The sequence below is a fragment of the Bradyrhizobium arachidis genome (genome assembly GCF_015291705.1).
Lineage (GTDB): Bacteria > Pseudomonadota > Alphaproteobacteria > Rhizobiales > Xanthobacteraceae > Bradyrhizobium > Bradyrhizobium arachidis.
Map to the genome: position 1 here is coordinate 3,100,639 of NZ_CP030050.1, position 12,074 is coordinate 3,112,712.

14 protein-coding genes are annotated in these 12,074 nt (G+C 65.2%); 3 read left to right on the plus strand and 11 right to left on the minus strand.

Features of this window, described 5'->3' with window-relative positions:
- Positions 1-3 precede the first annotated feature (3 nt).
- On the minus strand, positions 4-1,518 hold the full coding sequence (locus WN72_RS14360; RefSeq protein ID WP_092214958.1) for a CYTH and CHAD domain-containing protein: 1,515 nt from the start codon (positions 1,516-1,518) through the stop codon (positions 4-6).
- 195 nt (positions 1,519-1,713) lie between these two features.
- Here WN72_RS14360 and WN72_RS14365 point away from each other — a divergent pair, with 195 nt between their 5' ends.
- Positions 1,714-1,851 carry a hypothetical protein gene (locus WN72_RS14365; RefSeq protein WP_156950874.1) on the plus strand — a complete coding sequence of 46 codons (138 nt, stop codon included), beginning with the start codon at positions 1,714-1,716 and terminating at the stop codon, positions 1,849-1,851.
- A 181-nt stretch (positions 1,852-2,032) separates the two neighbouring features.
- Here WN72_RS14365 and WN72_RS14370 read toward each other — a convergent pair whose 3' ends face one another.
- The 3 genes from WN72_RS14370 to WN72_RS14375 are packed head-to-tail and all read right to left on the minus strand — an operon-like array spanning position 2,033 to position 3,361.
- Positions 2,033-2,392: a response regulator gene (locus WN72_RS14370; RefSeq protein ID WP_027558392.1), complete on the minus strand. Its 360-nt coding sequence runs from the start codon at positions 2,390-2,392 to the stop codon at positions 2,033-2,035.
- On the minus strand, positions 2,340-2,762 hold the full coding sequence (locus WN72_RS47515; protein WP_347337468.1) for an HGGxSTG domain-containing protein: 423 nt from the start codon (positions 2,760-2,762) through the stop codon (positions 2,340-2,342). The genes WN72_RS14370 and WN72_RS47515 overlap by 53 nt, the downstream gene beginning before the upstream one ends.
- Entirely contained in the window at positions 2,759-3,361 is a 603-nt protein-coding gene (locus WN72_RS14375; RefSeq protein WP_027558393.1) for a hypothetical protein, read from the minus strand. The genes WN72_RS47515 and WN72_RS14375 overlap by 4 nt, the downstream gene beginning before the upstream one ends.
- Positions 3,362-3,796: 435 nt before the next feature.
- On the opposite strand from WN72_RS14375, the gene WN72_RS14380 reads away from it, so the two are divergent.
- A complete protein-coding gene (locus WN72_RS14380) occupies positions 3,797-4,777 on the plus strand; it encodes a Bug family tripartite tricarboxylate transporter substrate binding protein (protein ID WP_027558394.1) in 981 nt (326 codons plus the stop codon).
- A 31-nt stretch (positions 4,778-4,808) separates the two neighbouring features.
- On the opposite strand, the gene WN72_RS14385 is transcribed toward WN72_RS14380, so the two are convergent.
- The 5 genes from WN72_RS14385 to WN72_RS14405 form a co-directional block, all read right to left on the minus strand.
- The gene (locus tag WN72_RS14385) at positions 4,809-5,273 is read right to left on the minus strand and encodes an NUDIX hydrolase (protein ID WP_092214654.1); all 465 of its coding nucleotides are present in this window, start codon (positions 5,271-5,273) and stop codon (positions 4,809-4,811) included.
- A 95-nt stretch (positions 5,274-5,368) separates the two neighbouring features.
- On the minus strand, positions 5,369-6,319 hold the full coding sequence (locus tag WN72_RS14390) for a lytic transglycosylase domain-containing protein (protein WP_092214656.1): 951 nt from the start codon (positions 6,317-6,319) through the stop codon (positions 5,369-5,371).
- Positions 6,320-6,498: 179 nt separating this feature from the next.
- Positions 6,499-6,774 carry a hypothetical protein gene (locus tag WN72_RS14395; protein ID WP_027558397.1) on the minus strand — a complete coding sequence of 92 codons (276 nt, stop codon included), beginning with the start codon at positions 6,772-6,774 and terminating at the stop codon, positions 6,499-6,501.
- Between the two features lie 80 nt (positions 6,775-6,854).
- Positions 6,855-7,712, minus strand: coding sequence for a VOC family protein (locus WN72_RS14400; protein WP_092214658.1), 858 nt, complete (start codon positions 7,710-7,712; stop codon positions 6,855-6,857).
- Between the two features lie 135 nt (positions 7,713-7,847).
- Positions 7,848-9,038, minus strand: coding sequence for a urate hydroxylase PuuD (locus tag WN72_RS14405; protein WP_092214660.1), 1,191 nt, complete (start codon positions 9,036-9,038; stop codon positions 7,848-7,850).
- A 236-nt stretch (positions 9,039-9,274) separates the two neighbouring features.
- Between WN72_RS14405 and WN72_RS14410 the strand changes: the two genes are divergently transcribed.
- Positions 9,275-10,600, plus strand: coding sequence for a PQQ-dependent sugar dehydrogenase (locus WN72_RS14410; protein WP_092214961.1), 1,326 nt, complete (start codon positions 9,275-9,277; stop codon positions 10,598-10,600).
- Positions 10,601-10,646: 46 nt separating this feature from the next.
- Here WN72_RS14410 and WN72_RS14415 read toward each other — a convergent pair whose 3' ends face one another.
- Together WN72_RS14415 and WN72_RS14420 are read right to left on the minus strand one after the other, a co-directional pair.
- Entirely contained in the window at positions 10,647-11,447 is an 801-nt protein-coding gene (locus tag WN72_RS14415) for an SDR family NAD(P)-dependent oxidoreductase (RefSeq protein ID WP_092214663.1), read from the minus strand.
- Position 11,448: 1 nt separating this feature from the next.
- A complete protein-coding gene (locus WN72_RS14420; protein WP_027558402.1) occupies positions 11,449-12,003 on the minus strand; it encodes a carboxymuconolactone decarboxylase family protein in 555 nt (184 codons plus the stop codon).
- Between the last annotated feature and the right edge of the window lie 71 nt (positions 12,004-12,074).

Sequence of the window (12,074 nt, forward strand, 5' to 3'; positions counted from 1 at the left end):
CGTTCACTTGCCCGGCGCGACGCGCAGCCGGTGCAGTCGATGCAGTTCTTTTGCGGCGTCCTTCATCAAACCGTTCGCCGCCTCGCGCTCGCGGCCGACGATGAATCCCGATGCGAACGCCTGGGCGCGGCGGTTCGCCGGCGGCGCCGCCAGCGCCGCCTCGGTCGCCAGCTCGCGATGCGCCATGAAGTCGTTGAGCGATCCCAGCGCGGATTGAATCTGCTTCAGGCTGCCGGAGAGGCTGGTGAGCTGCTTGCGGTCGCGATCGCTGTAGAGACTCCCAAAGAAGTCGACGGCGTAGCGGATCTTCTTGACCTTGATCCGCAGCTTGTGGCGCTGCGTCGGGTCGAGATCGTCCAGATGCTTGCCTTGCTTGCGTACCTTCTTGATCCGCCGGTCGAGCAATGCCGCGGCATAGGTGGCAATCGACCGGTCGTCGCCGGCGCGGGACTGCCCGGTCTCGATCCACTCGATCACGCCGATCAGCAGGCGGCGGTAGCGGGCCGACCCGACCGCCTCGCGGGCGCGTGCGAAGGCTTCGCTTCGTTCCGCGGAAAACTTCTTGGCGATCGCGCGAGCGCCGCGCTTCGGCACGCCCTGATCGGCGATCGGCTGAATGCTTTCCTTGAGGAATACGTCGATCTCGCGCGCCGACGCCAGCTCGCCCGTGAGCCATTTGAGCTCGGCCTTGATCCGCTCAGTGCCGGCGCGCGGCAGGATGTCGGAGAACAGCGAGATCGCGGCCCGCAAGCGCCGCAGGCCGACGCGCATCTGGTGGACACCTTCCGAATCCATGTCCCGCACCGGATCGGCATTCGCCGTGATCTGGCGCAGCGTCGAATGCGCGATCACGCCGAAGGCATTGCGCGGCGAGAGCTCGCCTTTCAGCGCGATCGGTTCGGCGTGCTGCGCGCCTGCGCCGTGTCCCGTGACGAGTTGAAAGCCTCGCTCGGCTTTCGATCGCAGATCGAGCTCGGCGCCCGTCTTGCGTTCGAGATTGCGCGCCAGTCGGAACAGATCGGCGACCTGTCCGGACTTCAATTCCAGCTCGAGCTCGGCAACCGGCCGCGAGTGCCGCCCGGCAGCGACGTGGCCGCGGTCGACGGCGAGCTCGATCTGGCTCTTTCGCACCCGCCTTGCCTCGGTCGTACGATGAACCTCGGTCTGAAACACCGGCCGCAGCTTGCGCGGAAGTTTCTTGGACGCGAGGTCGTCGAGAGGCGTGTTCTTGATCTTCTTGAAGTCGGGCTTTGCGCCTGCGACCTCATGTTCCCATTCGCCGCGGGTCACGGTTCCGGAGCCGCCCGCCTTCACGGTCTGCACGTAGCGATCGCCAACCTTGCGGACGCGGAGCGTGAGACCATGTCGCCTGAGCTTCTGCTTGCCCGTGTCGTAATAGGTCGACAACAGCGCCTGCTCCGACCGGTCGCCACGCCGTCCGTTCGAATTAGCGGCGCGCAAGACGGATGACAGCTTTCGCGGCGCAAGGCGGAATTTGAGTTCCGTTTCGGCGTTCATCGGCGTGTGTCCGTTGCCCATTCAAAGTGGCGCCACCGCGAGAAGTTCCGGCCTGCAACGGACATTTCGAATCGCGAAGATCTCGCGACTGATCGCGCCGCCGGCGTCATCGAAAATTCACGGAACTCCGCCTGAGAACGCTCGATTGACTGGCATCATCGCGTCACTTGATCTCGTCACCTGGAGGAGGCGTCCGTGAGCATAAAGAACGTCATTGCCATCCTTGTCATCGTGCTTGTCCTGGCGGGCGGTGCGACCGCGCTCTATCATTTGGACAATGGCGAGGGCCACCGCACCAGCCACGATGTCTCGGCCAAGACGGCGTCGGACTGACGAGCTTTGCCCGTCGAAACGCTGCTACGGACTCCGGCCTCATCCTGAGGGCCCGCCGAAGGCGGGCGTCTCGAAGGATGCACCGCGGGTAAGCTTCTCGCCACGTTCGTCTTCACATGCGATTGCTTGCGGCCGGCGGGGGCCGGAGATAGCGCCTTCCTCTGACTGCAACAAAGCGCAGCTATCGGCGCGCCGCCTCCGCGAGCAGCGCCGTCGGGTAGATGGGCTTGGTGAAGAATTTCGCGCCGTCTGGCAGGGGCCGCGGCAGCGGACGGCCCGAGATCACGATGATCCGCACATTGGCGTGTTGCTGCTGTGCGTAGTGCGCAAGATCGACGCCATCCATCTTTCCGACCAGGTTGATGTCGGTGACGATCAGGGCAGGGTGCTTCGCTTTCAGTGCCAGCGCCGCGGTTTCGGCGTCCTCGCATTGCAAGACGTCGAAATTGCTTTCCTCGAGCAGCAGCGCGAGCATTTCGCGCTGAATGTCATCGTCCTCGACGACGATCGCGGTCGGGCGGATCGGCTTTGATTGGCCCATGGTTGCACCTCACTGACTTATCATATGTTAAGTGCGCAGCGGCGGATCCGTTCCCGGTTGGGTGTTCGGGTTCCGTGTCGCCAAAATTGCGGATGGCTTTGAATCCCGAGGGCAGTTGGCGGAGCAGTCTCTCTGCTTCCCTCAGCACGGTGCGAACAAGCTCTCGCTCCTCAATGGCTTCGCTGGTGAAAAAGCCGTGCTTGACGGCATTACTGTTTCCAAAGGGCGCTCCGGATCCCGCCGCGCCGCCGTGCATGCGGCAGCGAGGCCGGCCGCGCAGCGCCGGTGCGCGGCAGGTGTCGCCGTCGCGCGTTTGCGCCCCGCAACGCGGGCTCGTTCGCATCGGGGCTGTGTTGCGCGCATGACTCATGCGCCGACGGCCGCCGCGTCCACTAGGCCCGGCTGCGCAGCGATCAAGTTCGCATGTTGTGTGAGATTGCCGACGACGGCCCTGCCGCCATCCTGCACCGACAAATTCTGCACCGTGATCGCACACGCGCCGCTGCTGCGGTGACGGTTCAAGGCCTCGACCTGGGCTGCGAAGGTGCGCGCCAGCCGGGTCAGTGCGCGCGTGAGGCTCTCCTGCTGCGACACGTCGTCGGTGCAGGCGAGACGGCAGGCGCTGCGCATCGACGCGACGTGGACGCTCACCATCTGCGCCGCCAGCATGGCTTCGAACGAGTCCTTTGCCGCGATGCTCTTCAGCATCGAGACCATGAAGGCAAGATTGCCCTGGTCCGGTTTGCGTGCAACCACGCTGGCTTTCGCCAACTGGCTCAAGAGACCATGCAGCGCGTCGCGGTCGACGGCGCCGAGCGCATCCGCCAGCAGCTTTTCGCCGGCGCTCGGATCGGGATGGTCGATCACGATGCGCCTGCGGCGGAGTTTGACTTTCGGGCTTGCGATGGTCGCGGCGCGGTCGTCCGCGGCGATGGGCATCGTCTGGGTGCTCGTCGGGGATGTCGTCATGCAAGGTGTCCTTTGCCCGCACAGGCGCGAGGGCTCGCGGAGCGCGAGGCCGATCGCGCGCCTGTTGCGCGGCGGTTGAGATTTGAGATGTCGCTCAGGGGTTTACGCGCGCCAGGTCGAGCCGCCCATGATCGGGCGTGGTGCCGGCTCCGGCGATTGTCGCGATGATGCCATTCTGCACCTGTTTTGCCCGACGTGTCAAACGCATTTTCGGGATACGCGAAATCGTCTTGCGCGGGCCCCGGTTCTGACGGGCGCCGCCTACTGTGCATGGGGTTGTTTTCGCGGTTTTGTCTGGATAGCAGGCTCTCGCCTGCCGCGCGGCGGAATGCCGGCGTGGAAACGCGATTGCGGAAATCGGCGCGACCGCTATTCATGGTTGGCGACGCGCCGCATCAACAACAATCAGAGGCGCCGAGGTCGGGGAGAGAACCAATGCAACGAACGCTTCGCCTGCTGGCGCTCATCGCCGCGCTCTGCGCCTCGCTGTCTTCACAGGCGTTCGCGCAAAAATATCCGACGCATCCGGCCAAGATCATGGTCGGCTTCAGCGCCGGCGGCCCGGTCGATGTCGTCGCGCGCATCGTCGCCGACCGCCTCGGCAACAAGCTCGGACAGCCCTTCGTGGTCGAGAACCGCGCCGGCGCCAACGGCATGATCGCAGCCGAGGGCGTGGCGCGCGCGGATGCGGACGGCTACACGATCCTTGCCTGCAACTCGTCCACCATCACCCTCAACAAGACGCTGTTCAAGGAGGCCCGCTACGATCCGATAGGCGATTTCGCGCCGCTCACCACCGTCGTCTCGGCGCCGCTGGTGCTGGTGGTCAATCCGGAGAATCCCAAGACGGCGAACATCAACACCGTCGCCGATCTCGTCGCAGCCGCAAAGGCCGCGCCCGGCGCGCTCGCTTACGGCTCGGGCGGCAACGGCAACCTCGCCCATCTCGCCATGGAGCTGCTGAGTCAGAAAGCCGGCATCAAGCTGATCCACGTGCCCTATCGCGGTGGGGCGGCGTCCGAGGTCGGCATCCTCGCGCAGGAGGTGCTCGCCGTGTTCGATCCGCTCTCCGCGGTGCCGCTGGTGAAGGCCGGCAAGCTGCGCGCGCTTGCGGTGTCCTCCGCCGAGCGGCTGCCGTCGCTGCCTGACGTGCCGACCGTCGCGGAAGCCGGCTATCCCGGCTTCGACATCTCGTTCTGGGTCGGCTTCTTCATGCCGAAGGCGACGCCCGCGCCGATCCTCGAGACGTTGCACCGTGAGATCGTCGCCGCCGCCAAGGATCCGGTGTTGCAGGAGCGGCTGGAGACGCAAGGCGTCGTCAGCGTGCTGAGCCCGGCCGACTATGCCGCCAAGATTGCGAAGGAGACGAAGGAGCTCGCCGAGGTCGTCGCGGCCGCGAACATCAAGGCGGAGTGAGACGGCCGGGTGAGGAGCGCACCGCGGCGAGCTAGTCCGAGCCGCCGACCAGTCGCACCAGCCGCTCCAGCAGCGGACGCTGGCCCTCATTCATCTTCTCGGCCGCTTCCTCGAGCGTGAAGAACGCCGCGCGGTCGATCTCGGGAAACGCCTGCCGCTTGCCGCTGCGCGGCGGCCATTCGATCTCGAACGTGTTGCTGCGGATAGTGTGCGTATCGACATCGAGCTCGATGGCGAAGGCGGTGACGATCTTGCCGCCGCGCTGCTTCACCTCGCCCAGCGCAGTGAGGGGCTCGGCCACCTCCACGCCAAGCTCCTCGGCGAATTCGCGCCGCGCAGCTTCCTCGGCATCTTGCCCGTCTTCATATTCGCCCTTCGGGATCGACCAGGCGCCGAGATCCTTGTTGCGCCAGAACGGGCCGCCGGGATGGACCAGCAGAACCTCGAGCTCCGATCGCATGCGATAGGCGACGATCCCGGCGCTTCTCGTTGGCATCGCTGGTTCCTCATCGCGTCACGGCCCGGAGAAATCTGAACAGGCCTCTCAACGTCGTTCAACGCCGCTCCGGCGAACGGTTTCCAGTCCGCGCATCAGCCTGAAGACCTTTCGCGCGCGGCAAGGCGGATGGCGCGGGCCTTGGCGCTCCTGCCGGCCGCGCGCGCCGCGATCATGCTGCGCGCCTTGGTGGTCTTCCGGATCACCAAGGCGAGCCGCTTGCGCGCGCGGTTGGCGGTCAAACGCGCTGCCAGTTGCTCGGCCTTGCGCATGATGGTGGCGACCGAGGGCGTGAGGTTCACCGGAACCCAGGCGACATCCCTGGTCTTGGAAAGACTGCCGATGCCTTCACAAGGTGCTTCACGCGGCAGGTCGATCCGGATCGCAAGCGCTTCGGCGCGCGCGGTCCAGTCTTCGGCGCTGGTGCCGGTGATGATGCGGACATAGTCGCGCGTCTCGCGCGGCAGCTCGCTTTCCTTCGCGAGCCATTTCTGGATGCGGCCGGGTCCGGCGTTATAGGCGGCTGCGGCAAGACCGAGATTGCCGAAATCGTCGCGCAGCTTGCCCAGGAATTTCGCCGATGCGGGCAGCGCCTTCATCGGATCGAAGGGATCGTCGAGCCCGACCTCGGCGGCCGTGTCCGGCATGAATTGCGCAACGCCTTGCGCGCCGGCCTGGCTGACCTCGTTGGATTTGAAGCGGCTCTCCTGCCAGATCAGGCGCGCGAAGAAGGGCACCGGAATTCCGCTGGCCTCCGCGGCCTCGCGCAGCGCGTGGCAGAATTTTTCAGTCGGCGAAAGCGGGGCGGGAGCGACGGTTTCGACCGTGCGCGCCGGCGCGATCGTCTCCTCATAGGCGGCGCGCGCATTCGCGAGCTCAATGGCCTGCACGCTGGAAAGGAAGAGCTCGACGAGGGGAACCAGAGAGGGCCCGCGATCGGATTTGAGAAGGGCGTTGTCGGTGTTGTCCGCTTGCCGGGACGTCGTCGAGCCGACGTCGCACATCACGATCAGGAACGCAGCGCAAGCCGCGACGAGAAATCGCATCTCGGTAAGAGTCCTCGAACTGTGGGGGAACGACCGGCATGTGCGCCGGCAACGAGGACTTCATTAACCGCAATTGCGGCGAAGCTGCGATTCCGCTGGAGGCTCGGTGTTAGTACGGGTGTTCCCGCCGCAGAACCGGGAACCACGGGCAAGTGCGGTGTGCAACCGGTAGCGCGGGGCTACGTCTTGGGAAAGTCCTTGCGCATCGCGATCTCGGCGGCATCGCCGGGCGACAGCACGGTCTGGTCGAACGCCGCTTGCGGTCTCGTCATGATGTCGTAGAGCGAGATGCCCTTGATGGGTTTGCCCATCAGCTCGCGGACGCATTCGGCGAGCGTGCCGTTGTAGACGAGATAGGGCGGCCCTCTGTCCTTCTGCCGCTCGCCCTTCAGCGACGGCCACTTCTTCAGTTCGGCCGGCGCGTCATAGGCGATCGGCGATTCCTCTTTGAACATGCGCTTGACCCGGGGCGGCGTGAAAGGCCCGGAAATCCTAAGGCCTGCCCGGTAAACGCTTGTTAAAGAATTAGTTCAAATCAGCCGGCAACGAAGGCGAGCAGGGTGCCGTTGGCCTTGGCCGGGGGCACGCAGATCGCGGCCCCGCTGCGCACTGACGCCGAGCCCAGCGCCTTTTCCGTCGCCGCGAGATCGCCGCTGACGAGAACGAGCGCCGCACCGCCGCGCTCGGAGAGGCCCGCGAGCGGCACGCCCGGATAGCGTTGGCCGAGCTGCTCCAAGGTCAGATAGACGAAGTCGGCACGATCGCCGCCGGAGGGTACCTTCACAGCACCATCGGTTTCCGCCTTCGGCTCGCGGTCGATCAGACGCGCGAGATGCGCGGCCTCCTTCGCCGGCTCCGCCGTTGCGATCAGCGTCTGTTTGATCCGCCTGGCCGCATTGGCGTGCTTCATCAATTCAGGGATCCACACCGTCTCGCGGGTCTTGTGCTGGCAGGCGAAGATGCGCACGCCGCCCGGCGCCTCCGCGGTCGGCCACATGAAGGTCCGGAATTTCGCCGCCGAGACCGTGCCATCGGGTAGCGTCACCGGCCGTTCGAAATCGGTCGGGCCGATCGGCTCTAAGCCGCGCGCGCGGATCTCCTCGGCGCCGGCGGCGGAGTCGACCGCGGTGAAGGCGATGCGCTCGATGCCTTCGCCGTGCTTGTCGACAAAGGCGCGCGCCGGCGCATTGTGCTCGGTTGCCACGAGGACGCCGAGCAGCTCCATGTAATCGGGGTCGAACATGATGGTGTAGTTGCCGGTGCCCATATGCGCGCTGTGGGTGCCGCGCGGCGATACGGTGAAGCCGAGCTGCCGGTAGTTCTCGGCGGCCTTGTCGAGGTCTTTCACCATGACCACGGCGTGGTCGATACCGATGACGTTCTTGAGGGCCACTATTCTTTCCCCGCATGCAAGCTGATTTCGGCCGCTGCAGCGGCCACGAGACATGTCTACGCCGGATGGGCGGTCAAGTCATTTTCAAATCGGCGGCAGATGCGGAATTTCATTCCGCCAAAGGCGGGCCCGACGTCAGCGCGCCTGCTCGAGATAGGCGGCGAGGATGGCGCGCTCCTCGCCGGTCATCTCGGTGATGTTGCCCGGCGGCATCGCGTTGGACCAGGCCGCGACACGACCGATCAGGCGGATGTTGCGATGGATGTGCTCGGGCGCGTCGAGCAGAATGCCCTTCGGCGCGGTCACGATGCCGGCCCAGACCGGTTCGGCCGCATGGCACATGCTGCAACGGGACATCACGATCTCCTCGACATTGGCGAACGTGGGCTGCGCCTGTAGCGCGCTCGTCTTCACCTCGCGCGGGCCGGCCGCAGAAAGGAGGCAAATCGCGATCGCGCCGGCTGCCGCAACGCCCCACACCCACCACGGCGATTTTCGCCCGGCATGGCGCTCGTTGAAGAAGTGGCGGATCACGGGGCCGAGCGCCAGCACGATCGCGACGATGATCCAGTTGAAGCGCGTGGCGTAGAGCAGGGGATAGTGGTTGCTGATCATCAGCACGACCACGGGGAGCGTCAGATAGTTGTTGTGGACCGAGCGCTCCTTGCTCGCCTTGCCGAGCTTCGGGTCGGGCGCGTGTCCCGCGATGAGCGCCGCTACGATCTTCTTCTGGTTCGGGATGATCAGGGCGAAGACGTTGGCAACCATGATGGTGCCGATGATCGCGCCGATCTGGTTGAAGGCGCCACGGCCGCTCAATACATGGGTGAAAGCGTAGGTCAGCGCGACCAGGAACAGATAGCCGCCGATGGCGAAGGGCAGCTCGCGCTGTGCCAGCCCGGTGCGACACGCGGTCTCGTAAAGCAGCCATGCGAGAGTAAGACTGCCGAGGCTGAACAGGCCGGCCTGGAATGGCGAGAGATCGAGGATCGACTTGTCGACCAGGAACAGATCGGCATCGAGATAATACACCACCACCATCAGCGCGAAGCCGGACAGCCAGGTGGTGTAGGCCTCCCATTTGAACCAGGTCAGCTCGTCCGGCATCTGGCTCGGCGCCACCAGATATTTCATGATCCGGTAGAAGCCGCCGCCATGGACCTGCCAGGCCTCGCCCTGTACGCCGCCGGGCAGGTCGCCCTTCGGCCTGAGGCTGAGATCGAGCGCGATGAAATAGAATGAGCTGCCGATCCAGGCGATCGCGGCGACCACGTGCAGCCAGCGAAGCAGCAGGCTCGCCCATTCCGATATGATGGATCCCCACATGATCGTCCCGTCAATTGCGGCGCCGATGCCGCAGCTTTGATGACCGCAACCGGCGGCTCAACCCCTACAATGTGTCGCACCGATCCGTGCTATTTTCCAGTATGCTAGGTCATAGCTGATGCACATCGTGCGGGCAGGACGTGACGTGGGATTCGGCAGGCGTTGGATCTGCCGCAGAACGTTTGCGAGTTGAACGGCGTTGATGCCGAGACGTGCAGGCCGGGAGGAAGACCGAGGTGAGAAACAGGATTTCCATCGCGATGACTGCGGTCGTGGTTGCGACCGCTGCGCAGGCCGAGCCGGTACTGCAAGGCAAGGATGCCTACGGCGATTGGCGGGCCGACAAGCCCGGTACAGTCCGGTTGATCCGGCCGGAGGATCTGGTGCGGCCCGGTGCCACGCGCTCGTTTGCGAGTTCGGCTCGTGTGGCGTCGCGCCCGTCGGAAGCCGCGCCCCAGGTGCCGGCCGGTTTCAAGATCGAGTTACTCGCGGACGGTTTGCGTGCGCCACGCATCATCAGGGTCGCACCGAATGGCGACGTCTTCGTCGCGGAGACGCGGGCCGGCGCCGTTCGCGTGCTGCGTAGCGGCGACGGCGGCAAGCTCGCGACCAACGAGGTGTTCGTCAGCGGCCTGAGGCAGCCGTTCGGCATCGCCTTCTTTCCGAACGGCGACAATCCGCAATGGGTCTACGTCGCCAACACCGATAGTGTCATCCGCTTCCCCTATCAGGCCGGCGATCTCAAGGCGCGCGGCAAGGCGGAGACGATCGTGGCGAGCCTGCCGCATGACGGCGGCCATTCCACGCGTGATGTCGTCTTCACGCCCGACAACAAGCGCATGCTCGTGTCGGTCGGCTCGCTCAGCAACGTCGCCGAGGGCATGGGCACGCCGCCGGGCGGGATGCAGGCGTGGGCGAAAGCGCGGCCGCTTGGCGCAGCCTGGGCGAGCGAGCTCGAGCGCGCCGCGGTGCTGGCCTTCACGCCTGATGGCAAGGATCGGAAGATCTATGCCACGGGCATCCGCAATTGCGTCGGCCTTGCGGTCCAACCGGAGACCAGCTTGCCCTGGTGCTCGACCAACGAGCGCGACGGTCTCGGCGACGATCTCGTGCCTGATTACGTGACCAGCGTGAAGGAGGGCGCGTTCTACGGCTGGCCGTGGTTCTATATCGGCGGCAACGAAGACCCGCGCCATGCCGGCGCGCGGCCGGACCTCAAGGACAAGGTGACGGTGCCTGACGTGCTGATCCAGCCGCACTCGGCCTCGCTCGGCATGACCTTCTATCAGGGCACGCAGTTTCCGTCCGAGTATCAGGGCGATGCCTTCGCCGCCGAGCACGGTTCGTGGAACAGATCGAAGCGCACCGGCTACAAGGTGATCCGCATCCGGATGAAGGACGGCAAGCCGACTGGCGAGTACGAGGATTTCGTCACGGGGTTCGTGGTCAGCGACACGGAGGTGTGGGGCAGGCCGGTCGGCGTTACGGTCGCGAAGGATGGATCGCTGCTGGTGTCGGAGGACGGCAACGGCACGATCTGGCGGGTGACGCACTCGCGCTGAGCGCGCGCTTCGCCTCTCCCCGCAAGCGGGGAGAGGGGGAGGAGACCTACCCCCGTCTCACACTCGCCCCGCCGTCCACCGGCAGCGTCACCCCCGTGATGAAATTCGCTTCGTCCGACGCCAGGAACAGCGCGGCGTTCGCGACGTCCCAGCCCGTGCCCATCTTCCTGCGCAGCGGCACCTTGCTGTCGCGTTCGGCTTCGACTTCGGCGCGGGTCTTGTGCCATTCGCGGGCGCGGGTGTCGACCGCCATCGGCGTGTTCATCAGGCCGGGAAGGATGACGTTGGCGCGGATGCCGTATTCGGCGTTCTGGTAGGCGAGCTGCTCGGTGAAGGCGATCATCGCCGACTTCGTCGCCTTGTAGGCGACGTAGGGATAGGTCGTGATCGCCGCCATGGAGGAGATGTTGATGATGGCGCCGCTTCGCTGCGCGCGCATGATCGGGATCACTTCCTTCGCGGCGAGAATGCAGCTCTTCAGATTGATGGCGACGACGCGGTCGAACGCCTCTTCGGTGATTTGAAGCAGCTCGGCATCGCCGCCGGAGAGGCTGACGCCGACATTGTTGTGCAGCACGTCGATGCGGCCCCAGCGCGATTGCGCGTCCGCCACCATCGCCTTGATATCGGCAGCTTTGGTCACGTCGGCCTTGCAGGCCGCGGCGGTGCCGCCTTGTGCGGCGATCATCGCAACCGTCTCCTGCGCCGAGTCCAGATGGTGGTCGACGCACAAGACCTTCGCACCCTCGCGCGCGAAAGTCAGCGCGGTGGCGCGGCCATTGCCCATGCCTTCGCCGGGGCTCTGGCCGGCGCCGACCACGATCGCAACCTTGTCCTTCAAGCGCATCTCAATTCACTCCCGGAATCGGGTACTGCTGGAGTACCTCTTTGTAATAGGGCTCGTTGTCGATCTTCATGGTGGCGAGCACGCGCACCACGCCGCAATAGAAGGCGATGGTCAGCACGAGGTCGACCATGTGCTCGTCGGACAGGTGCTGCTTGATCGCGGCGAAGGTCGCATCCGACATCGCGAGCTCGCGCACCATCTCGCGTGCGCCCTTCAGGATCGCCTTCGCCAGCGGCTCCAGCTTCGACGGCTTGCCTTCGGTCTCGGCCATCAGGCCGGCAATGTCCTCGTCGGTGACGCCGAATTCCTTGCCGATCTTCACGTGGTGGGTGAATTCATATTCCGACTTCTCCATCCAGCCGACCTGGAGGATCGCAAGCTCGCGCAGGCGCGGATCGAGCTTGCTCGTGAAGCGGATATAGCCGCCGATGCCGTTGAATGCGCGCGCCATCTCTGGCGAGTTGACCAGCAGCTTGTGCAGATTGGTGTTGCGCTTGAGCATGTCGCGATATTCGGGCGCGACCTGGTCGGCCTCGAGATAGGGCAGGCGGGCCATTGCGGTGTTTCCTCTGATGTTCTTGTGACTAGCGTTCGGGGGACAGTGTCACCTCGCGACCCGCGAACGAC

Bases quoted from the DNA above. Each gene is read 5' to 3' on its own strand.
- WN72_RS14385 (WP_092214654.1), bottom strand. From the start codon at position 5,273: ATGCCAACGAGAAGCGCCGGGATCGTCGCCTATCGCATGCGATCGGAG.
- WN72_RS14395 (WP_027558397.1), bottom strand. From the start codon at position 6,774: ATGTTCAAAGAGGAATCGCCGATCGCCTATGACGCGCCGGCCGAACTG.
- WN72_RS14390 (WP_092214656.1), bottom strand. From the start codon at position 6,319: ATGCGATTTCTCGTCGCGGCTTGCGCTGCGTTCCTGATCGTGATGTGC.
- WN72_RS14415 (WP_092214663.1), bottom strand. From the start codon at position 11,447: ATGCGCTTGAAGGACAAGGTTGCGATCGTGGTCGGCGCCGGCCAGAGC.
- WN72_RS14360 (WP_092214958.1), bottom strand. From the start codon at position 1,518: ATGAACGCCGAAACGGAACTCAAATTCCGCCTTGCGCCGCGAAAGCTG.
- WN72_RS14375 (WP_027558393.1), bottom strand. From the start codon at position 3,361: ATGACGACATCCCCGACGAGCACCCAGACGATGCCCATCGCCGCGGAC.
- WN72_RS14370 (WP_027558392.1), bottom strand. From the start codon at position 2,392: ATGGGCCAATCAAAGCCGATCCGCCCGACCGCGATCGTCGTCGAGGAC.
- WN72_RS14380 (WP_027558394.1), top strand. From the start codon at position 3,797: ATGCAACGAACGCTTCGCCTGCTGGCGCTCATCGCCGCGCTCTGCGCC.
- WN72_RS14420 (WP_027558402.1), bottom strand. From the start codon at position 12,003: ATGGCCCGCCTGCCCTATCTCGAGGCCGACCAGGTCGCGCCCGAATAT.
- WN72_RS14405 (WP_092214660.1), bottom strand. From the start codon at position 9,038: ATGTGGGGATCCATCATATCGGAATGGGCGAGCCTGCTGCTTCGCTGG.
- WN72_RS47515 (WP_347337468.1), bottom strand. From the start codon at position 2,762: ATGAGTCATGCGCGCAACACAGCCCCGATGCGAACGAGCCCGCGTTGC.